Origin of the sequence: Methylibium rhizosphaerae, from assembly GCF_006386545.1 — a bacterium.
Lineage (GTDB): Bacteria > Pseudomonadota > Gammaproteobacteria > Burkholderiales > Burkholderiaceae_C > Pseudorivibacter > Pseudorivibacter rhizosphaerae.
Map to the genome: position 1 here is coordinate 44,667 of NZ_SWAR01000034.1, position 19,538 is coordinate 64,204.

Consider the following 19,538-nt stretch of genomic DNA (forward strand, 5'->3'; position numbering starts at 1 on the left):
TGCCCGCCGAGGTGTAAGCCCGCGCCTACAATCGTTTTCCATGAGCCCACGCACTTTCGCCCTCCAGATCGTCGGCGGCCTGGCTTTGTCCGGGGCTGCGGCGCTGCTGCCCGCCTGGGCCCAGCAGCCGGCCGCGGCCAGCCCCGCGGCGACGCTGCCCAACGAGCCCGCCGTGCAGCACACGAAGATCGAGGACGAAGGTTCGCGGGTCGAGGAAGTCAGGATCCGCGGCGAGGTGCGGCGCATCACCGTCACGCCCAAGGTTGGCACCACGGTTCCCTACGAGGTGCTGCCGGCGGAAGGCTCGCGCGACCTGAGCCAGAGCGGCAGCCGCGGCGTGGCCGGCCAGCGCGTCTGGCACATCCTCACGTTCTAGGCCGCCGGCACCATGGCGGTCTTTACCGAAGTCGGCTTCGACGAAGCCGCCAAGCTGATGACGAGCCTGCAGCTCGGGCGCCTGCTCGAGTTCAAGGGCATCACCTCGGGCATCGAGAACACCAACTACTTCGCCACCACCGAACGCGGCGCCTACGTGCTCACGCTGTTCGAGCGGCTCACCCACGAGCAGCTGCCGTTCTACCTGCACCTCATGAAGCACCTGGCCCGGCACGGCATCCCGGTGCCCGAGCCGCAGGCCGACGGCACCGGCGAGATCCTGCTCACGCTCAAGGGCAAGCCGGCAGCGGTGGTCGACAAGCTGCGGGGCGGCCACCAGCTCGCGCCCGCCGTGGAGCATTGCGAGCAGGTGGGAGCCATGCTGGCGCGCATGCATGAAGCCGGCCGCGACTATCCGCGCGAGCAGCCCAACCTGCGCGGGCTGGCGTGGTGGCAGGAAACCGTGCCGGTGGTCGTCCCCTATCTCGATGCACCGCAGCGCGCGCTGATCGAAGAGGAGCTCGCATTCCAGCAGGCGCTGGCCGGCACGGCCGCCTACAAGGCGCTGCCGAAGGGGCCCATCCATGCCGACCTGTTCCGCGACAACGTCATGTTCGAAGGCCATGAGCTCACCGGCTTCTTCGACTTCTACTTCGCGGGCTGCGACGCCTTCCTGTTCGACATCGCCGTGTGCCTGAACGACTGGTGCATCGACATCGACACCGGCCGGCTCGACGAGGAGCGCGCGAATGCCTTCGTGGCCGCCTATGACGGCGAACGCGCACTGAGCGGCGACGAACTGCGCCTGCTGCCGGCGCTGCTGCGCGCCGGCGCGCTGCGCTTCTGGATCTCGCGGCTGTGGGATTTCCACCTGCCGCGGGAGGCCTCGATGCTCAAGCCCCACGACCCCACGCATTTCGAGCGGGTGCTGCGCGAGCGCGTCGGCACGCCGTGGCATTACCTGCGCGCCGAATGAAGCTCAAGCACGCGGGCTTTCGCGAAGGCGTGCTGTGGGTGCGCAGCGGCTTTCGGGTGTTCTTCCGCTACCCGCTGGCGTTCACCGGGCTGTTCATGATGTTCATGTTCGGCGAGCTGCTGCTGCTGGTGCTGCCCTGGCTGGGACCGGTGCTGTTCCTCGCATCGCTGCCGCTCGTGTCGGCAGGTTTCGTGCTTGCCACCGAACGCGCCTTGCGCGGACGTGCCCCGCTGCCGGACGTGTTCTTCGAGCCCCTGCGAACCGGCCGCGCCAGGCGCGTGGAGTTTGCCAAGCTGGGCGTGCTGTACACGCTGGCCGTCGTGCTGGTCGTGGCGCTCATCAGCGCGATCGACGGTGACCGGCTCGAACGCTGGCAGCAGGCTGTTTGGGAGGAGGCCCAGCAGGGCACGCCGCAGGGTGCACCCGCTTCGGCGCCCGATGCCCAGCCGGCGACGCCCGACACCCCGGCCGACCAGTCGCCTGCGGCCAGCCGGCCACGCAGCGCCGATCGCGCGCTGATCGAAGACCCGCAGCTGCAATTCAGCCTGCTGCTGCGGCTCGCGCTGATCGTGCCGCTGTCGCTGGTGTTCTGGCACGCACCGGCGCTCATCCACTGGGGCGGCGTGCCGGTGACGAAGTCGCTGTTCTTCAGCGCGGTGGCCTGCTGGCGCAACCTGGGCGCCTTCATCGGCTTCGGGCTGGCCTGGAGCGTGGTGGTGCTGACCTTCGGCGCCGTCACGACGATGCTGTTCGTCTTCATCGGCCAGCCGCAATTGGTGCCGCTCGCGGTCATGCCGGCGGCGCTCATGTTCTCGACCGTCTTCTACGCCTCGCTGTACTTCACCTTCGTCGACAGTTTCAGCCCGCCGTCCGATATGGGCGAGGAGAGCCGCGATGAGCCAGCAAGCCCACCGACTTGAAGGACTCCGGGACTCGGAGCTGTTGTGGACGCGCAGGCGAGACGTCCTTCGGGCCGCCGCCGCCTTCGCAGCGGCCGGCGGCGCATCAGCCGTGCAGGCCCAGGGCCTGTCCAACATCGTGCAGATGACCGGCGACGTGCTCGGCAACGGGCAGCGCCTGCGCCGCGAAGACAGCATCCAGAGCGGCGACACGGTCGAGACCGGCCCGGGCTCGACCCTCGTGTTCGTGATCGGCGCGGCCGCCTTCCACCTGCGGCAGAACACCCGGCTGCGGGTCGAGCGCGGCCGTTCGCTCAACTTCGTGTCGCTGCTGCGCCTCTTGACCGGCGGCGTGGTCTCGGCCTGGGGTCGTGGCGGCCAGCGGCTGGTGAGCACGCCCACCCTCACCGCCGGCATCCGCGGCACCGGCGTCTACACCGAAGTGCGGCCCGACGGCCGCAGCTACTTCTGCAACTGCTACGGCACCGTGGCGCTCGAAACGCGCGGCGAAAGTGTCTTGTCGCAGGCCGACTACCACCAGTCGTTCTGGGCCGAGGTCGAGCCCAAGGGCGGCCGGCTCATCACGCCGGCCGCCGCCTTGAACCACACCGACGAAGAGCTGGAGTTCCTGGCGCGGCTGGTTGGCGAACGCGCGCGCTGGGAAGTGCTCGGCCGCAAGGGCGTGAAGGACGGCCGCGGCTACATGGACGAGCGTCCGGCCGGCGCCCACCCCGCGGCGCGCTGATCGCCCCCGCAGCCCACGGCCGCAAAAAGCAAAAAGGGCCGGCAAACCGCCAGCCCGCAGAAGGCAGGGCTGCACCCCTGCCTGACCACTCGTTGTTCTGGTTGTTGTTGTCTCAGGCTCCCACCGGCTTGCCGTCGGTGCGGCGCACCACGATGGTCGACGAGCGCGGGGGCAGCGTGTTGCCCTGCACATTCGACGGCCAGGTGCCCGTGGGATGCTGGATGTTGATGAAGAAGGTCTTCAGGTCCGGCGTGTAGGTGAGGCCGGTGATCTCGCAGCCGTTCGGTCCCACCAGGAAGCGGGTCGACTGGCGCGTCTCGGCGTCCACGTAGTACATCGAGTTGTTGCCGAAGGTGTTGGTGATCGACGTGCCGGCGCTGGCGTCGGTCTGCACCCACAGGCGGCCCTGGCTGTCGACGCGGATGCCGTCGGGGCTCGAGAAGGTGTCGCCCTTGATGTTGCCGCGCAGGTTGCTGGCGGTCAGGCGCGGGTCGCCGCCCAGCAGGAAGATCTCCCACTTGAAGGTGGTGGCGGTGGGCGTGTTGCCGTCTTCCGTCCAGCGGATGATGTGGCCGTGCGAGTTGGTGACGCGCGGGTTGGCCGTGTCGGTGACCTGCCGGCCGCCGTTGTTGGTGAGCGTCACGTAGATGCGCTTGTCCGGCCCGATGCTGATCCACTCCGGACGGTCCATCAGCGTGGCGCCGGCCACGCGGGCGGCCGCCTTGGTGTTGATGAGCACGTCGGCCTGGGTGTTGAAGTCGATCGTCACCGGGGTGGGCGGCGTCACGCTCTGCGTGTAGTTGCCCGGGTCCTGTGCGCCGGCCACCAGGCCGTTCTGGCCCTGCACCAGCGCGACCCACTGGCCGGTGCCGTCGGCGTTGAACTTGGCGGCGTACAGCGTGCCGGTGTCCAGCAGGTTGGCATTCGCGGCGCGGTCGGCCGGGTTGTACTTGTTGCTCGGCACGAACTTGTAGATGCAGCCCGGCGTGCCGTCGTCGCCCATGTAGATGCCGACGTTGTTGTTCGCGTCGAGCATGTAGGCAGTGTTCTCATGATCGAAGCGGCCCAGCGCGGTGCGCTTGGCCGGCACGCCCGTCAGGGTGCCGTACGGGTCGATCTCGATCACCCAGCCGTAGCCGATCTCGGCCTGGGTGGGGTCGATGTAGTTGTCGGTGCTTTCCTCGCAGGTGAGGTAGGTACCCCAGGGCGTGCGGCCGCTCGAGCAGTTGTTGAGCATGCCCACCACCGTGGCGCCGACCGTGGCGGCAGCCGGGCCGGTGACGTTGTAGACGGTGTTGCCGCTGTAGCGCTTGTTGAAGGTCGAGTTGGCCTTCACCGCCCACTTGCCGTTGGCGCCGGCAGCCACTTCGATCACCGACACGCCGACAGCCGACAACGCGATCTTCTTCTGCTCGGCCGTGGCCGTGGCCGCGCTGTAGGTGCCGCCGGTGAAGAGGATCTGGTAGTCCGGCAGTTCGTGGTTGATGGCGAGCAGGCCGCCCTTGTTCGGGTCCACGCCCTGCAGTTCGTAGAACTCCATGCCGTCGTGGTTGCCGCCGGCGATCTGCTCGGTGCCGGCGGAGTCCAGGAAGGTGCCGGTGTAGGCGGTGGCGCCTGCCACCACTGCGTCGCCGGCGCTGAACAGCACCTCCGCGGTGTAGCCCTCGGGGACCACGACGCTGTCGCCGGTCACCGCGGCCACGCCGTCGAACTCGACCTTGTAGCTCACCGAAGGCGCGGCCGGAGCGTCGTCGTCTCCGCCCCCGCAGGCCGTCAGCGCGGTGCTGCCGAAGGCGGCGGCGAGCGAGGCGCCGAAGGTGCCCTTGAGCAGGCCGCGGCGCTGCATCCTGGCCTGCTGCAGCACGTCCTCGAACATCTGGCCGGGCACGTGGTCGACTTCGGTGCGGCCCTTGGCGGCGGCCGCCTCGGCACGAGCGCGGTCGGTGAGATACGACATGAGGTACTCCTTGCGTGGGGTGTCGTTGTGAACGCCGCGCATGCTAGGAAGCGCCTGTTACGAACCCGTGTCGGTCCCGTGACAGTTCGACGCGGGAAGCGGCACGCAAGCCGCAGCCCTCAGTCGACGGGAGTCAGCTTGGCCACGCTGAGCGCCAGCCACTTCATGCCGTGGCGGCCGAAGTTCACCTGCGCGCGGGCATCCTCGCCGCTGCCCTCGAGCGTCACGATGACGCCTTCGCCGAACTTGGTGTGGAACACGCTCTGGCCGGCCCGGAAGCCCGTGCCCTTTTCGCGCGAGGCCTGCACCGAGGCCGGCTCGCTCGCCACGCGACCGGCTCCGACGATGGAGCCCAGCCCGCTGCCGCGAGTCCAGGCCTGCTGGTAGTCGCGCGCGAAGCCCGAGCCGAAGCCCTGCACGCGCGGCGTGATCCACTTGAGCGCCGCTTCGGGCAGCTCGTCGAAGAAGCGGCTCTTGATGTTGTAGCGGGTCTGCCCGTGCAGCAGGCGCGTCTGGCTGAAGCTCATGTACAGGCGCTTGCGCGCGCGCGTGATGGCCACGTACATGAGGCGGCGCTCCTCCTCGAGGCCGTCGACGTCGGACAGCGAGTTCTCGTGCGGGAACAGGCCCTCTTCCAGCCCGGTGATGAAGACGTTGTCGAACTCCAGCCCCTTGGCGGAGTGGATGGTCATCAGCTGGATCGCGTCCTGCCCGGCCTGGGCCTGGTTGTCGCCGGCCTCGAGCGCCGCATGGGTGAGGAAGGCGGCCAGCGGCGACATGATCTCGCCCGTTTCGGAATCGGGCGTGGTGGCCGCGGCGGCCGGCGCCGGCGGCTCGCCGATGGCGATGCTGCCGGGGCCTTGCTCGTCGACCGGCAGCGCGACCGCGTCCTTGCCGAAACCTTCCTGCGTGACGAAGGCTTCGGCGGCGGTCACCAGTTCGGCCAGGTTCTCCAGCCGCTCCTGGCCTTCCTTTTCGGTGCGGTAGAAGTCGGCGAGCCCGGAGGCCTGCACCGTGTGCTCGATGATGTCGCGCAGCGTGAGGCCGTGCGTCGCCTGCCGCATCGCATCGACCAGCGCGTTGAAGGCGGCGAGATTGGCGCCGCCCTTGCCGGTGACGGCACCCACGCTCTGGTGGAGGCTGCGGCCGCTTGCACGCGCGGCGTCCTGCAGCTGCTCGAGCGTGCGCGCGCCGATGCCGCGCGCCGGAAAGTTCACCACCCGCAGGAAGCTGGTGTCGTCGTTCGGGTTCTCGATCAGGCGCAGGTAGGCGAGCGCATGCTTGATCTCGGCCCGCTCGAAGAAGCGCAGGCCGCCGTACACGCGATACGGCATGCCGGCGTTGAACAGCGCCGATTCGATGACCCGCGACTGCGCATTGCTGCGGTAGAGCACCGCGATCTCGCTGCGCGTGGAGCCGTCGCGGATGAGCTGGCGCGCTTCTTCGAGGAACCACTGCGCCTCGGCGAAGTCGCTGGTCGATTCATACACCCGCACCGGCTCGCCCGGGCCGGCCTCGGTGCGCAGGTTCTTGCCCAGGCGGCGGCTGTTGCGGCTGATGAGTTCGTTGGCGGCGTCGAGGATGTTGCCGAAGCTGCGGTAGTTGCGCTCCAGCTTGATGACCTGCTCGACCCGGAACTCGCGCTCGAACAGCGACATGTTGCCCACCTGCGCGCCGCGGAATGCGTAGATGCTCTGGTCGTCGTCGCCCACCGCCATGACGCTGCTCTCGGGGCCGGCGAACATCTTGAGCCAGGCGTACTGCAGGCGGTTGGTGTCCTGGAATTCGTCGACCAGGATGTGCCGGAAGCGCCGCTGATAGTGCTCCCGCACCGCCTGGTTGTCGCGCATCAGCTCGTACACCCGCAGCATCAGCTCGGCGAAGTCGACCACGCCTTCGCGCTGGCACTGGTCTTCATAGGCCTGGTAGATCTGCACCAGCGTGCGCGTCTGGCCGTCGGTGACCTCGATGTCGCCCGGCCGCAGGCCGTCTTCCTTGCTGCCCGCGATGAACCAGGTGACCTGCTTGGGCACGAAACGCTCTTCGTCGAGGTTCATCGCCTTGATGACGCGCTTCACCGCAGACAGCTGGTCCTGGCTGTCCAGGATCTGGAAGCCCTGCGGCAGGTTGGCGAGCTTCCAGTGCGCCCGCAGGAATCGGTTGCACAGACCGTGGAAGGTGCCGATCCACATGCCGCGCACGTTCACCGGCAGCATCGCACCCAGGCGGGTGAGCATCTCCTTGGCAGCCTTGTTGGTGAAGGTGACCGCGAGCACGCCGCCCGGCGACACCTGCCCGGTCTGCAGCAGCCAGGCGATGCGCGTGGTCAGCACCCGAGTCTTGCCCGAGCCCGCACCTGCCAGCACGAGCGAGTTGCCGCGCGGCAGCGTCACCGCGGCGAGTTGTTCAGGGTTGAGGTTGGCCAGGAGGCCCGCGGGCACGGCGTGGCCGTCTTCGACAGAATGCTCGGAATGCATCCACGGATTCTAGGAGTCGCGGTGTTCTCGACCTTGCGCCACGTGCTGTGGCTGCTGCCAATTGCTGCCGCCTGCGCCCAGGCCCAGCCGGCCCCCTGCCCGCCCGCCGCAACGCTCCTGCTGCAGCGGTTCGTCCCGGCCGATTGCGAGACCTGCTGGCAGGCCGCCGGCGAGGCGGCACTGCCGGCTCGCACCTGGGCGCTCGACTGGATCGTCCCCAGCCCGCAGGGCGACGCGGCTCCGTTGTCGCTGGCCGCATTGCCGGAGGCAGTCGAACGCGCCCAGCGTGCCGGGGCGAGCGAGCAGCGTGACAAGCCCGCACCTGCGCCGCGCCTGCAGGTTCAAGGCGGCCCGGCCTGGAACGGCTACTTCGGCTTGCAGCTTTCGGTGCGCGGCGCGCCGGCGCCGGCCGGCAGCAGCGGCTGGCTGGCGCTGGTGGAGCGGATCCCAGCCGGAGAGGAGGGCACTGCCGTCGCCCGGCAGCTGGTGCGCTCGGTGGCCGGGCCGCTGCCGCTGGACGGGCTGTCGCCGCGCAAACCGGTGCAGCACCTGCGGGCCCTGCGGGTCGGCGAAGGCGCGCAGCCCGAGCGACTGGTAGGCATCGGCTGGGTCGAGGCGGCCGACGGACGCGTGCTGGCGGTGGCGCAGGAAGCCTGCCCGAAGCGCTGAGGTGCAGCGAAGCGTGCGAACCTGCATGGGCTTTTCGAGCCGCCGTGCAGATCGACCGGCGTAGAATGCGCCACCGGGCCCAAATTTTGGCGCCCGGTTTTTTGTGTCCGCACCACGCCCGCTCGTGGCCTCGCCGGACCGCCGGGTCTCCAAGTCAAGCGCTCGCAGCCATTGGGCCGCGCACTGCCTCAACGCGCCGCCCGCCCATCTGCAACCGGAGCCTTGGAACTCACATGGAAATCTTCGACTACGACAACGTCCTGCTGCTGCCGCGCAAGTGCCGCGTGGAAAGCCGCAGCGAGTGCGACACCTCGGTGCAATTCGGCGGCCGCAGCTTCAAGCTGCCGGTGGTGCCGGCCAACATGAAGACGGTGCTCGACGAGCCGATCAGCGAATGGCTGGCCGCCAACGGCTACTTCTACGTGATGCACCGCTTCGACCTCGACAACGTGGCCTATGCGAAGCGCATGCGCGACAAGGGCCTGTTCGTGTCGATCAGCTCGGGCGTCAAGAAGCCCGACTACGACGTGATCGACCGCCTGGCCGCCGAGGGCGTGGGCGCCGATTACATCACCATCGACATCGCCCACGGGCATGCCGAGAGCGTGCGCAAGATGATCGAGCACATCAAGAAGATGCTGCCCTCGACCTTCGTGATCGCCGGCAACGTGGGCACGCCCGAGGCGGTGATCGACCTCGAGAACTGGGGCGCCGACGCCACCAAGGTGGGCATCGGCCCGGGCAAGGTGTGCATCACCCGGCTCAAGACCGGCTTCGGCACCGGCGGCTGGCAGCTGAGCGCGCTGAAGTGGTGTGCACGCGTGGCCACCAAGCCCATCATTGCCGACGGCGGCATCCGCCATCACGGCGACATCGCCAAGAGCGTGCGTTTCGGCGCGGCCATGGTGATGGTGGGCTCGCTGTTCGCAGGCCATGAAGAGTCGCCGGGCCAGACGGTCGAGGTGGACGGCAAGCTCTACAAGGAGTACTACGGCTCGGCCTCCGACTTCAACAAGGGCGAGTACAAGCACGTCGAAGGCAAGCGCATCCTGGAGCCGGTGAAGGGCAGGCTGGCCGACACGCTGCGCGAGATGCAGGAAGACATGCAGAGCTCGATCTCGTATGCCGGCGGCAAGGCATTGGGCGACCTGCGCAAGGTCAACTACGTGATCCTCGGCGGCGAAAACGCCGGCGAGCATCTGCTGATGTAAGGGGCCGCCGATGCTGCGAAACCTGTCCCTGGTGCTGGGCGGCCTGCTGGCCTGCGGTGCGGCCCTCGCCATCGAGGTGAACGAAGCCAGCCAGGCCCAGCTCGAGATGGTCAAGGGCATCGGCACCCGGCTGTCGGAGCAGATCCTCGCCGAGCGCACGCAACACGGGCCGTTCAGGGACTGGGCCGACCTCGCGGCACGCGTGAAAGGGCTGCGCGCCGCGAAGGCGGCTCAGTTGTCGAATGCCGGGCTCACCGTCAACGGGGCCGGCATGGTGTCCAGCGGCGCCGGCATGCTGTCGCCCGATGCGCCCGCGTCGGCACCTCGCTGAGTGCGCTCGGGCCGCTTCCAGCCGAAGAACTTCTCGACGTCGGCGCGCCTGGCCAGGGTGTCGGCCTCGCCCAGCGCGATGAGTTCGCGGGTGTAGCTCGCCTCGAACAGCAGGTAGCTGGCCAGCGCCGCGCCGCGCGCGGTCGCGCCTTCGCCCGACACACCCAGCGCGCGCAGCATGCCGCGGATCGCCGGCGGCAGGTCCTGCAAGTGCCTGGCGGCGATGTCGTCGAGCCGCTCGCTCGGAGCGATCACCAGCACGTCGATCGGCCGCAGTGCCGTCTTGGCGCGCGCCTCGGCGCTCAGCAGCGACAGCGTGTTGTTGATGCGCTGCAGGCGCTCCACGTCCACCGCCAGCGCATCGAGAAAGATGTTCGACAGCGTGTGCCCGGCGATCTGCGCCACGTTGGGGTATTCGCTGCGCACCGGCCGGCGCCCCGGTGGCTCCTGCAGGCGACCGGCACCAATGACGAGAATGCGCTCGGCCCCCAGGTGCACCGCCGGAGAGATGGGCGCGGCCTGGCGCATCGAGCCGTCGCCGAAGTATTCCCAGCTGCCCTGCAGCGGCAGCTCCACCGCCGGAAAGACGAACGGAATGGCCGACGAGGCCAGCAGGTGCGGCGTGGTGATGGTGTCGCGCACGGCGATGCGCTGCGAACGCGTCCACGGCTCGATGTCGTGCACCGCGTCGTAGAAGGTCACGTGTTCGCCCGAGGTGTAGCTCGAGGCGGTGACCGCCAGCGCCTGCAGGTGGCCGCCCTGCATGACCTCGGGGATGCGCTGCAGCGGTACCAGGTCGCGCAGCAGCGCCTCGAGTGGCGTGTTGTCGAGGAAGGACCGGGGCCGTGCACGCCGCCAGCGCGCCAGCGCCCAGCCGACCGAAAACATGGTGAGCCACTTGGCGCCGGTGCGGATGACGCCGAACGAGTCGGCCCGGTACACCTGGTCGGCATGGAAGTTCATCCACACCGAACTCAGCCGCTCGACCGATTTCTCGAAGTAGTCGGCGCCGCAGGCCAGCGCCGCGGCATTGATGGCCCCGGCCGAAGTGCCGGCGATCACCGGGAAGGGGTTGCCGGCGCGCACTGCGCGGCAATGCCGCTTGATGCGGGCGATGGCCCGCAGCACCCCCACCTGGTAGGCGGCGCGTGCGCCGCCGCCGGTGAGGATCAGGCCAGTGGTGAGGTTGGAAGGGCTGCTGTCGTTCACCATGCGGCCAGTGTAGGGACGCCCAGACGCAAACGGCTCGGGATCAGCCCGAGCCGTTGTGCAGTATGGGCGGGCCGGGACGCTTCAGTCCTTGCCGTGGCCCTTGCCGTGGCCGTGGCCCTTGTCCTTGTGCTTCGAGCCCCCGTGGTCGCCGCCCTTGTGCCGCGGCGCGTAGTGCTCGTTGTACCAACCCTCCTGCACGAAATAGACGCGCCTGTTGCACGCGCCGTACTTGCCGCAGTGCTTCGCCCAATTCTTGGCGTGCCCAGGAGGCACATGCATGTAGATCGGTGCGCTCTGCATCACCACCGGGGTCTGCTGGATCACCACCGGCTGCGGAAAGATCAGCGCCGGCGGCTGCGGCACGTTGCCGATGTCGATGCGGCCGTACAGGCCCGGCTGGTTGACCGACACGGACACGCCGACGTTGGTCTGCGCCATGGCGGGAGCCACGGCAGCCGCGGCCAGCAAAAGGGCGAAAGCTTGCTTCTTCATGAACGGTCCTTCAGTGGGAACACGCAGTTTCAACGTCTCGGGCGACCAGGCCGCCGACAAGAGTGGGCAATTTTCCCATCTTTACCGGTAGCAAAAGTGTCAGCAGACGTGTCGGAGCGGTTATTCGTAGACGACCACGGCCGACTGTCCGTGAGATCCGTCACGCCAGCGTGCCAATGCCGCATCGCTTGGGAAGAAGCGTGATTCTTCGCCCAGGTCGAGTTCCCCCTGGGCGGCGAGCACCGGGTTCCTGCGCTCCAGCAGCAGCCGCACCGGCAGGCCCTGCACCAGGTCGCCCTGCTCGGTGTTCTGCCGCCGCGGCGGAAACTCCCTCAGCAGATCGGCCACCGGCGGCGCCTTGCCGTTGACCGCCACCCGCAGGTAGCGGCCGAAGCGGCAGCGCGAGGTGCCCAGGTCCCAGGCCTGCTGGACGTTGAGCCGCAGGCCGCCCGAAAAGCGGTCGGGCTGCACCTTGCCCTGCACGATCAGCAGTTCGTCGTCCTTCCAGAGCTCCTTGTTGGCGTTGATCAGCTCCTCGTTGGCCACCGCCTCGATCACGTCGGTCTTGTCGTCGAGCTTGAAGATCGCCACACGCCCGCGCTGCCCGTTGACGAAGCGCAGGTCGCTCACGATGCCGGCCATCATCTGCGGCTCGCGGCTGTCGACCAGGTCGGCGATCTTTCGCCTGGCGAACTGCCGCACCTCGGGCTCGTATTCGTCGAACAGGTGGCCCGAGAGATAGAAGCCGATGGCCGTCTTCTCGTGGGTGAGCCGCTCCTTGATGCTCCACGGCGCCACCGGCACGAGCTCCGGCTCCTGCGTCGACGAGCCGTGGCCGCCGCTGTCGCCGAAGTCGAACAGGCCGCCCTGGTCGGCATGCGCGGCCTGGGTGTCGGCGTAGTCGAAGCCCAGCGAGATGCTGGCCAGCAGCGCAGCGCGGTCGGGCTGCAGCGCATCGAACGCCCCGCCCTTGACCAGCGCCTCGACCACGCGCTTGTTGACGCGGCTGCGATCGATGCGGGCGCAGAAGTCGAAGAAGCTGCGGAACGGGCCGCCCTGGCTGCGCACCTCGACGATGGACTCGATGGCGCCCTGCCCCGTGCCCTTGATGGCGCCCAGGCCATAGCGCACCACCTTGTCGCCCACCGGCTCGAAGCGGTAGGTGCCGGTGTTGATGTTCGGCGGCTCGAAGGTGAGCCCGAGCGCCACCGCGTCGTCATGGAAGATCTTGAGCTTGTCGGTGTCGTCGATCGCGACGCTCATGTTGGCCGCGGTGAATTCGGACGGGTAGTGCGCCTTCAGCCAGGCCGTGTGATACGCCAGCAGCGCATAGGCCGCCGCATGCGACTTGTTGAAGCCGTAGCCCGCGAACTTCTCCATCAAGTCGAAGATCTCGTTGGCGAGGTCCGCGTTGATGTCGTTCTTGGCCGCACCTTCGGCGAACAGCACCCGGTGCTTGGCCATCTCCTCGGCCTTCTTCTTGCCCATGGCGCGGCGCAGCAGGTCGGCGCCGCCGAGCGAGTAGCCGCCCAGGCGCTGGGCGACCTGCATCACCTGCTCCTGGTAGACCATGATCCCGTAAGTCTCTTCCAGCACCTCCTTCATCAGCGGGTGCGGATAGGTCACCTCTTCCTTGCCGTGCTTGCGGGCGCAGAAGCTGGGGATCAGGTCCATCGGGCCCGGCCGGTACAGAGCCACCAGCGCGATGATGTCCTCGAACACGCTGGGTTTCGCGTCGCGCAGCATGCCCTGCATGCCGCGGCTTTCCAGCTGGAACACCGCCACCGTCTTGCCTTCGGAGAGCAGCCGGTAGGTGGCCCGGTCGTTGAGCGGCAGCTTCTCGAAGGCGAAGTCCTTCCGGTCCGCATGCCGGGCGACGATGAACTCCTTCGCCATCTCGAGGATGGTGAGAGTGGCCAGGCCCAGGAAGTCGAACTTCACCAGGCCGATGGCCTCGACATCGTCCTTGTCGTACTGGCTCACCGCCGAGTCGCTGCCGGGCTGCATGTACAGCGGGCAGAAGTCGGTGATCTTGCCCGGCGCGATGAGCACGCCGCCGGCATGCATGCCGATGTTGCGCACCATGCCCTCGACCTTCTCGGCCAGCGCCAGCAGCTCGGCCACCTCTTCCTCGGCTGCCTCGCGCTGCTCGATCTCGGGCGCCTCCTTGCGCGCGTAGATCACGCCGGAGTCGGGGTTGTCGCCCGGTCGCTTCAAGGTGACGGTCTTGCCGGGCGGCGCAGGAATGAGCTTGGCGATGCTGTCGACGTGGCCGTAGCCCATGCCGAGCACCCGGCCCACGTCGCGCAGCGCGGCCTTGGCGGCCATGGTGCCGAAGGTGGCGATCTGGCTCACCGCCTCGCGGCCGTACTTGTCCTTGACGTAGTCGATCACCCGGTCGCGGTTGGCCTGGCAGAAGTCGATGTCGAAGTCGGGCATCGACACCCGTTCCGGATTCAGGAAGCGCTCGAACAGCAGGTTGTAGCGCAGCGGGTCGAGGTCGGTGATCTTCAGCGCATAGGCCACCAGCGAACCGGCGCCCGAACCCCGCCCCGGGCCCACCGGGCAGCCGTTGTTCTTGGCCCAGTTGATGAAGTCCGCCACGATCAGGAAGTAGCCCGGGAAGCCCATCTTCAGGATCGTGCTGATCTCGAAGTCCAGGCGTTCCACGTAGCGCGGGCGCTGCTGCTCGCGCTCCGCCTCGTCGGGATACAGGTGCACCATCCGCTCGTTCAGGCCCTCGTGCGAAAGCTGGCGGAAGTAGTCCTCCATCGGCATGCGCGTGCCGTCGGCCAGCAGCGGCGTCGGGAAGTTGGGCAGCTGCGGCTTGCCCAGCGTGAGCTTCAGGTTGCAGCGCTGCGCGATCAGTTCGGTGTTGGCCACTGCCGACGGCAGGTCGGCAAACAGCGCGCACATCTGCTCCTGCGTCTTGAAATACTGCTCGCGCGAGAAGCGCTTGACGCGGCGCGGGTTGGTGAGGGTTTCGCCTTCGGCGATGCAGGTGCGCGCCTCGTGCGCCTCGAAGTCGTCGGGCGTCTGGAACTGCACCGGGTGGGTGGCCACCACCGGCAGCTGCAGCCGCGCCGCCAGCGGCACGGCTGCCCGCACATGGGTTTCGTTGCTGGCCAGCCCGGCGCGCTGGATCTCGATGTAGAAGCGTTGCGGGAACAGCGCGGCGAGCTTCTGCGCCGCCGCCTCGGCGCGTGCGGCGTCGCCGGCCAGCAGCGCACGGCCCACGGCGCCCAGGTCGGCGCCCGACAGCGCGATGAGCCCCTTGCTGTAGCGCTCCAGCCATTCCCAGCGGATGTTGGCCTGGGCCCTCTGCACCCCCTGCGTCCAGCCGAGCGCGAGCAGCTCCGACAGGTTGTTGTACCCGTCGATGTTCTGGATCAGCAGCAGCAGCCGGCTCGGGTGCTTGTCACCGCCTTCGGGTTCCATCAGCACGTCGGCGCCGATCACCGGCTTCACGCCGGCCTTGCGCGCGGCGCTGTAGAACTTGACGGCGCCGAACAGGTTGTTCAGGTCGGTGAGCGCCAACGCCGGCTGGCGGTCAGCCGCGGCGGCATCGACCACGTCGTCGATGCGCAGGGTGCCGTCGACGACGGAAAACTCGGTGTGGGTGCGCAGGTGGACAAAAGGCATGGGCGGCATTGTAGGAAGCTGGCCACGCCCCGCCCGCTGCGGCGCGGGCCCGCACTGTTCACCGCTTCACGCGATGTCTTGGTGGATGCAAAGAAAGTTGCCTTCCGTGTCCTTGAACCAGGCGGCCTTCTCGGCGCCCAGCACGCACACGTGGTTCACCGTCTTGAAGTCGGGGAAGTCGTAGTCCTCGAACACCACGCCCCTGGCCTTCAGCGCCGCGATGGCGGCGTCGATGTCCTGCACCTGGAAACTCACCGCCGTGTGCTCCGCCTTGGTGCCCTCGGGCTTGGGGAACAGCGCCAGCGTGGCGCCGCCCGCGCAGCGGTAGGCGAACTTGCCGTCGGCCTTCAGCCCGCCGGCCACGAAGCCGAGCCTGTTCTCGTAGAAGTCGCGCGCGCGTGCCATGTCGATGACCGGCAGCATGGTGGTGACAGGGGCGGTGGCGAGCATGGCGGTCTCCTGCGGTGTGCTCCAAAGATAGCCACCCGGGCGCTTTCTACAATGCGCGCGTGCCCGCCATCCTCAACATCGCCGCCTACAAGTTCGTCACGCTGCCCGACCTGCAGACGCTGCGCGAACGCCTGCTCGACACCGCCCTCGCCCTGAGCCTGAAGGGCACCATCCTGCTGGCCGAAGAAGGCATCAACCTCTTCCTGGCCGGCGCGCCGGGCGAGGTGCGCCGCTTCCTCGACACCTTGCATGCCGACACGCGCTTCGCCGATCTCGAAGTGAAGGAAAGCTGGTCGGAGCACCAGCCCTTCAGGCGCATGCTGGTCAAGTGCAAGCGCGAGATCATCCGGATGAACCACCCGGCGATACGCCCGGAAAGCGGCCGGGCGCCTTCAGTGGACGCCGCCACGCTGGCGCGCTGGCTCGACGCCGGCCATGACGACGAAGGCCGGGAAGTCGTGATGCTCGACACCCGCAACGGCTTCGAGGTCGATGCCGGAGCCTTCGACCATGCGATCGACTGGCGTCTCGCGAGATTCAGCGACTTCCCGGCAGCCTTGCTGGCCCACAAGAAAGAGCTCGCCGGCAAGACCATCGTCAGCTACTGCACCGGGGGCATCCGCTGCGAGAAGGCCGCCATCTTCATGCGCGAGGCCGGACTCGAGCACACCCTGCAGCTCGACGGCGGCATCCTCAAGTACTTCGAGCAGGTGGGCGGCCGGCACTGGCACGGCGAGTGTTTCGTGTTCGACGAGCGCGAGGGGCTCGACCCCGGCCTGCGGCCTCACTCGGAGGCGAGCACCGCCAGCACCTCGGAGTGAAATTCGCGCTGGTACAGCACGTACACAACGCCCGCGGTCGCCAGCGCAAACGCCAGCGGCGAGAAGAACCAGCCGACCGCGGCAAAGCTCATGTAGTAGGCCCGCAGGCCGTCGTTGAAGGTCTCGGCGGCCATGCCCATCACCCGGCCGGCCTTGTCGGCGAACTGCTCGCGCGAGGCGGCCCCGGCATCGAACTCGGCGTATTCGGGCGCCGAGGCGATGAGCAGCGCGCCGAAGGTGTACTGCCGCATGCTCCAGGTGAAGCGGAAGAAGGCATACACGAACACGGCCGTGAGCAGCGCCAGCTTCAGGTCGAACACCATCGCCGAGGTGCGCGCGGCGAACGGCAGGTCGCGCACCAGCTCGCTGGCCTTTTCGCCGGCGCCCAGCAGCGCCAGCAGGCCGCCGATGATCAGGATGGTGGTGGAGGCGAAGAAGCTCGGGCTGGTGGACAGGTTCTGCACCACCACGCCGTCGACCACCCGCACCTCGCGCTTGGTGGTCTGCAGCATCCATTGCCGGCGGATGCGGTTGGTGGCCGCCAGGATGGACGGGCGCACCGTGGCGCGGCGCTTCGCGAAGTTGGCATAGCCCGCCCAGGCGGCGAAAAACCAAACGAGCGCCAGCCACTCGTACCAGGGCAGCAGGCGGATGAGCAGCAGCACGGTGTTCATGGCGCGTCACTGTAGCGCCATGCCGCGCCGCGCCCTACGGCCTGGCCACGCGCAGGCCGGAGGCCACCTGCAGCAACTGCCGCACGACGCCGGCCACGATCTGCTGCTGCTTCGGCTCCTTGAGCGCGCCGGCCTCGTCGAAGGCGTTGTGCGCCTGCCCGAGGGCGAACTGCTGCGGCACCACCAGCATGCCGAAGGCCATCGACAGGTACTGGCGGGTGAAGTTCAGGCTGCGCAGGCCGCCCAGCGGGCCCGGCGAGCTTGAAAGCAGCCCTGCCGGCTTGAGCGCCGTGGCCGCCAGGCCGGAGGGCTTGTCGCCTTCGGCCGCCACGCGCGAGAGCCAGTCGAAGGCGTTGATGAACAGCGGCGTCGGAAAGCCGTTGTACTCGGGCGTGACGTACAGCAGCGCGTCGTGGCTGGCGAACAGGTCGCGCAGCTGGCGGGCGCCATCCGGCGCGCCCTGGCTCGCTTCGAGATCGCCGTCGTACACCGGCATCGCGAGGCTGCGCAGGTCCACCAGCGTCACCTCCGCGCCGGCCTCGCGCGCCGCATCCGTCGCGGCACGCAGGAGCCTGCCGCTCAAGGCGCCGTTGCGGGAGCTGCCGGCCATCGCCAGCAGCTTGACGTCGTGGTTGCTCATCAGTGCCTCCGTCGTTGTGAGTCAGGTTGAATCAGCGTGCGAGATCGAACACCAGCACCTCGGCCCCCTGCCCGCCCGACAGCTCGACCGACGACTCGCCGGTCAGCTGCAGCGCGTCGCCGGTCTGCAGCGGCCGGCCATTGGCGACCACCGAGCCGCGCGCCACGTGCACATAGCCCAGGCGCCGCTCGCCCAGCGAGAGGCTCGCGCGCTCGTCGCCCTCGAACAGGCCGACGTACAGCTTCGCATCGGCATGGAGCTTCACCGAGCCGGCCTCGCCTTCGCGCGAGGCCACCAGGGCCAGGCGGCCGCGCTTGGCGCTTTCCGGAAAGTGCTTCTGCTCGTAGCCCGGGGCGACACCGGCCTCGTCGGGCAGGATCCAGATCTGCAGGAAGTGGGTGGTGTCGTTCGGTGCGTGGTTGAACTCGCTGTGGCGCACCCCGGTACCGGCGCTCATGCGCTGCACGTCGCCCGGCTGGATGGTCGCGCCGTTGCCCATGCTGTCCCGGTGGCCGAGGCCGCCTTCGAGCACATAGCTGATGATTTCCATGTCGCGGTGCCCGTGCGTGCCGAAACCGGTGCCAGGCGCGATGCGGTCCTCGTTGATGACGCGCAGGTTGCCGAAGCCCATGTGGGCCGGGTCGTAGTAGTCGGCGAACGAGAAGCTGTGGAAGCTCTTGAGCCATCCGTGGTCGGCATAGCCGCGTTCGCTGGACTTGCGCAGAGTGATCATTCGGGCTCCTTTCGTTTGCGCTCTCTCGATGGAGTCAATGTAGGAGCCACCCCGGCACGCAGGAGCGAGATGCCTTGATGGCATCATTCAAAACGCCTCAACGGACGCGACATGACGGATCGCCGAAACGCCCTCACCCCCGAAGCCCTGACCATGGTGGACATGATCGCGCGCACCGGCAGCTTTGCCGCGGCCGCCCGCGAACTCGGCAAGGTGCCGTCCGCCCTGACGTACAGCGTGCGCCAGCTCGAAGACGCGCTCGACGTGCTGCTGTTCGACCGCCGCTCGCGCCAGGCCCAGCTCACCGAGGCCGGCCGCGAGCTGCTCAACGAAGGCCGGCGCCTGCTGCAGGAGATCGACGCGGTGGCCAACCGGGTCAAGCGCGTGGCCACCGGCTGGGAAACGCAGCTCACGCTGGCGGTGGACAACGTGATCGCCCCGCGCGCGCTGTTCGACCTCACGGCGGCGTTCTACGAGATCCGCCCCGAAGGCAGCAACCAGGCCGGCCCGCCCACGCGCCTGAAGTTCCGCAACGAGGTGCTGTCCGGCACCTGGGAGGCCCTGCTCTCCGGCGAGGCCGACATCGCCATCGGCACCGGCGACCACACGCCGGCCCCGTCGGTGCACTGCGAAACGCTCGGGCCCATCCAGTTCGTGTTCGTGGTGGCGCCGCACCACCCGCTGGCCGCAGTGAAGGAGCCGCTGTCGCCGACCGTGATCGCCGCGCACCGCATCGTGGCGGTGGCCGACACCGCGCGGGACCTCGCGCCCATCACCGTGGGCGTGCTGCCCGGCCAGGACGTGCTCACCGTCCCCTCGATGGCAGCCAAGCTGGAGGCACTGCTGCGCGCGCTGGGCTGCGGCTCGCTGCCCGAGCCGCTGGTGCGCCGGCATGTCGAGGCCGGCCGGCTGGTGCAGAAGGAGACCGAAGTCGAGCGTCCTGCCTTCCGGCTCAACTACGCCTGGCGCAACACCGGGCAGCGGCCCGGCCTGGCCCTCGCGTGGTGGCTCAGCCAGCTCGAAAGCCCGGCCACGCGGCGGGCGCTGCTGGAGCAGCACGAAGGGCTCATCCTCTAGGGCCTGTTAACGCTATTTGGAGCCTCACGTGACCCAGGAAACGGGCGCCATCAAGGCGCAAAGCGGAAGCGGGGCGACTCCCCCGCTGAGCATTTGCAACGCGGAGGGCGCCCGTTTCCTGGGATCACCCGCAGGGCTTGGGTCCCTGGGGGCGCATG

The 19,538-nt window shown here is 68.5% G+C and carries 18 protein-coding genes; 9 read left to right on the forward strand and 9 right to left on the reverse strand.

Annotated features, from left to right (window positions below; genetic code table 11):
- The first annotated feature begins 40 nt into the window (after positions 1-40).
- From E8D38_RS21080 to E8D38_RS21095, 4 genes are read left to right on the forward strand one after another with little or no spacing between them, the layout of a single operon-like run.
- Positions 41-376 (forward strand): DUF2782 domain-containing protein, encoded by a 336-nt coding sequence (locus tag E8D38_RS21080; RefSeq protein WP_140635259.1) that lies wholly within the window; start codon positions 41-43, stop codon positions 374-376.
- A gap of 12 nt (positions 377-388) precedes the next feature.
- Positions 389-1,351 carry a homoserine kinase gene (locus tag E8D38_RS21085; protein ID WP_140635261.1) on the forward strand — a complete coding sequence of 321 codons (963 nt, stop codon included), beginning with the start codon at positions 389-391 and terminating at the stop codon, positions 1,349-1,351.
- Positions 1,348-2,271 carry a BPSS1780 family membrane protein gene (locus E8D38_RS21090; protein WP_140635263.1) on the forward strand — a complete coding sequence of 308 codons (924 nt, stop codon included), beginning with the start codon at positions 1,348-1,350 and terminating at the stop codon, positions 2,269-2,271. Before E8D38_RS21085 ends, E8D38_RS21090 begins: the two co-directional genes overlap by 4 nt.
- On the forward strand, positions 2,246-2,995 hold the full coding sequence (locus tag E8D38_RS21095; RefSeq protein ID WP_140635265.1) for a FecR family protein: 750 nt from the start codon (positions 2,246-2,248) through the stop codon (positions 2,993-2,995). The genes E8D38_RS21090 and E8D38_RS21095 overlap by 26 nt, the downstream gene beginning before the upstream one ends.
- Positions 2,996-3,107: 112 nt before the next feature.
- On the opposite strand, the gene E8D38_RS21100 is transcribed toward E8D38_RS21095, so the two are convergent.
- Both E8D38_RS21100 and E8D38_RS21105 read right to left on the reverse strand, forming a co-directional pair.
- Entirely contained in the window at positions 3,108-4,952 is a 1,845-nt protein-coding gene (locus E8D38_RS21100) for a PhoX family protein (RefSeq protein ID WP_140635267.1), read from the reverse strand.
- 119 nt (positions 4,953-5,071) lie between these two features.
- Positions 5,072-7,429 (reverse strand): UvrD-helicase domain-containing protein, encoded by a 2,358-nt coding sequence (locus E8D38_RS21105; protein WP_140635269.1) that lies wholly within the window; start codon positions 7,427-7,429, stop codon positions 5,072-5,074.
- Between E8D38_RS21105 and E8D38_RS21110 the strand changes: the two genes are divergently transcribed.
- The 3 genes from E8D38_RS21110 to E8D38_RS21120 all read left to right on the forward strand — a co-directional run bounded on the left by E8D38_RS21110 (position 7,424) and on the right by E8D38_RS21120 (position 9,640).
- On the forward strand, positions 7,424-8,098 hold the full coding sequence (locus E8D38_RS21110) for a hypothetical protein (RefSeq protein WP_181179318.1): 675 nt from the start codon (positions 7,424-7,426) through the stop codon (positions 8,096-8,098). The genes E8D38_RS21105 and E8D38_RS21110 overlap by 6 nt on opposite strands.
- 233 nt (positions 8,099-8,331) lie before the next feature.
- A complete protein-coding gene (locus E8D38_RS21115) occupies positions 8,332-9,309 on the forward strand; it encodes a GMP reductase (protein WP_140635274.1) in 978 nt (325 codons plus the stop codon).
- Between the two features lie 10 nt (positions 9,310-9,319).
- On the forward strand, positions 9,320-9,640 hold the full coding sequence (locus E8D38_RS21120) for a ComEA family DNA-binding protein (protein WP_140635276.1): 321 nt from the start codon (positions 9,320-9,322) through the stop codon (positions 9,638-9,640).
- Here E8D38_RS21120 and E8D38_RS21125 read toward each other — a convergent pair.
- The 4 genes from E8D38_RS21125 to E8D38_RS21140 all read right to left on the reverse strand — a co-directional run bounded on the left by E8D38_RS21125 (position 9,541) and on the right by E8D38_RS21140 (position 15,435).
- Positions 9,541-10,851: a patatin-like phospholipase family protein gene (locus E8D38_RS21125; RefSeq protein ID WP_140635278.1), complete on the reverse strand. Its 1,311-nt coding sequence runs from the start codon at positions 10,849-10,851 to the stop codon at positions 9,541-9,543. The genes E8D38_RS21120 and E8D38_RS21125 overlap by 100 nt on opposite strands.
- Before the next feature lie 81 nt (positions 10,852-10,932).
- Positions 10,933-11,343 carry a hypothetical protein gene (locus E8D38_RS21130; RefSeq protein WP_140635280.1) on the reverse strand — a complete coding sequence of 137 codons (411 nt, stop codon included), beginning with the start codon at positions 11,341-11,343 and terminating at the stop codon, positions 10,933-10,935.
- 120 nt (positions 11,344-11,463) lie between these two features.
- Positions 11,464-14,985, reverse strand: a complete 3,522-nt coding sequence (gene dnaE / locus E8D38_RS21135; protein WP_140635283.1) for a DNA polymerase III subunit alpha — start codon at positions 14,983-14,985, stop codon at positions 11,464-11,466.
- A 66-nt stretch (positions 14,986-15,051) separates the two neighbouring features.
- Positions 15,052-15,435 carry a VOC family protein gene (locus E8D38_RS21140; RefSeq protein WP_140635285.1) on the reverse strand — a complete coding sequence of 128 codons (384 nt, stop codon included), beginning with the start codon at positions 15,433-15,435 and terminating at the stop codon, positions 15,052-15,054.
- Between the two features lie 59 nt (positions 15,436-15,494).
- Between E8D38_RS21140 and E8D38_RS21145 the strand changes: the two genes are divergently transcribed.
- Positions 15,495-16,256: a sulfurtransferase gene (locus E8D38_RS21145; protein WP_140635287.1), complete on the forward strand. Its 762-nt coding sequence runs from the start codon at positions 15,495-15,497 to the stop codon at positions 16,254-16,256.
- Here E8D38_RS21145 and E8D38_RS21150 read toward each other — a convergent pair.
- From E8D38_RS21150 to E8D38_RS21160, 3 genes are read right to left on the reverse strand one after another with little or no spacing between them, the layout of a single operon-like run.
- A complete protein-coding gene (locus E8D38_RS21150) occupies positions 16,220-16,930 on the reverse strand; it encodes a DUF599 domain-containing protein (RefSeq protein ID WP_140635289.1) in 711 nt (236 codons plus the stop codon). The genes E8D38_RS21145 and E8D38_RS21150 overlap by 37 nt on opposite strands.
- Positions 16,931-16,964: 34 nt before the next feature.
- On the reverse strand, positions 16,965-17,570 hold the full coding sequence (locus E8D38_RS21155; RefSeq protein ID WP_140635291.1) for an NADPH-dependent FMN reductase: 606 nt from the start codon (positions 17,568-17,570) through the stop codon (positions 16,965-16,967).
- Positions 17,571-17,601: 31 nt separating this feature from the next.
- A complete protein-coding gene (locus E8D38_RS21160; protein ID WP_140635293.1) occupies positions 17,602-18,303 on the reverse strand; it encodes a pirin family protein in 702 nt (233 codons plus the stop codon).
- Positions 18,304-18,414: 111 nt separating this feature from the next.
- On the opposite strand from E8D38_RS21160, the gene E8D38_RS21165 reads away from it, so the two are divergent.
- Positions 18,415-19,380 (forward strand): LysR family transcriptional regulator, encoded by a 966-nt coding sequence (locus E8D38_RS21165; RefSeq protein WP_140635295.1) that lies wholly within the window; start codon positions 18,415-18,417, stop codon positions 19,378-19,380.
- The last annotated feature ends 158 nt before the right edge of the window (positions 19,381-19,538 follow it).

What these genes read in the sequence shown, in the direction of transcription:
- E8D38_RS21090 (WP_140635263.1), top strand. Translation starts at nt 1,348, where the DNA reads ATGAAGCTCAAGCACGCGGGCTTTCGCGAAGGCGTGCTGTGGGTGCGC.
- E8D38_RS21110 (WP_181179318.1), top strand. Translation starts at nt 7,424, where the DNA reads ATGCATCCACGGATTCTAGGAGTCGCGGTGTTCTCGACCTTGCGCCAC.
- E8D38_RS21115 (WP_140635274.1), top strand. Translation starts at nt 8,332, where the DNA reads ATGGAAATCTTCGACTACGACAACGTCCTGCTGCTGCCGCGCAAGTGC.
- E8D38_RS21155 (WP_140635291.1), bottom strand. Translation starts at nt 17,570, where the DNA reads ATGAGCAACCACGACGTCAAGCTGCTGGCGATGGCCGGCAGCTCCCGC.
- E8D38_RS21105 (WP_140635269.1), bottom strand. Translation starts at nt 7,429, where the DNA reads ATGCATTCCGAGCATTCTGTCGAAGACGGCCACGCCGTGCCCGCGGGC.
- E8D38_RS21160 (WP_140635293.1), bottom strand. Translation starts at nt 18,303, where the DNA reads ATGATCACTCTGCGCAAGTCCAGCGAACGCGGCTATGCCGACCACGGA.
- E8D38_RS21140 (WP_140635285.1), bottom strand. Translation starts at nt 15,435, where the DNA reads ATGCTCGCCACCGCCCCTGTCACCACCATGCTGCCGGTCATCGACATG.
- E8D38_RS21165 (WP_140635295.1), top strand. Translation starts at nt 18,415, where the DNA reads ATGACGGATCGCCGAAACGCCCTCACCCCCGAAGCCCTGACCATGGTG.
- E8D38_RS21100 (WP_140635267.1), bottom strand. Translation starts at nt 4,952, where the DNA reads ATGTCGTATCTCACCGACCGCGCTCGTGCCGAGGCGGCCGCCGCCAAG.
- E8D38_RS21085 (WP_140635261.1), top strand. Translation starts at nt 389, where the DNA reads ATGGCGGTCTTTACCGAAGTCGGCTTCGACGAAGCCGCCAAGCTGATG.
- E8D38_RS21095 (WP_140635265.1), top strand. Translation starts at nt 2,246, where the DNA reads ATGAGCCAGCAAGCCCACCGACTTGAAGGACTCCGGGACTCGGAGCTG.
- E8D38_RS21080 (WP_140635259.1), top strand. Translation starts at nt 41, where the DNA reads ATGAGCCCACGCACTTTCGCCCTCCAGATCGTCGGCGGCCTGGCTTTG.
- dnaE (WP_140635283.1), bottom strand. Translation starts at nt 14,985, where the DNA reads ATGCCTTTTGTCCACCTGCGCACCCACACCGAGTTTTCCGTCGTCGAC.
- E8D38_RS21130 (WP_140635280.1), bottom strand. Translation starts at nt 11,343, where the DNA reads ATGAAGAAGCAAGCTTTCGCCCTTTTGCTGGCCGCGGCTGCCGTGGCT.
- E8D38_RS21125 (WP_140635278.1), bottom strand. Translation starts at nt 10,851, where the DNA reads ATGGTGAACGACAGCAGCCCTTCCAACCTCACCACTGGCCTGATCCTC.
- E8D38_RS21120 (WP_140635276.1), top strand. Translation starts at nt 9,320, where the DNA reads ATGCTGCGAAACCTGTCCCTGGTGCTGGGCGGCCTGCTGGCCTGCGGT.
- E8D38_RS21150 (WP_140635289.1), bottom strand. Translation starts at nt 16,930, where the DNA reads ATGAACACCGTGCTGCTGCTCATCCGCCTGCTGCCCTGGTACGAGTGG.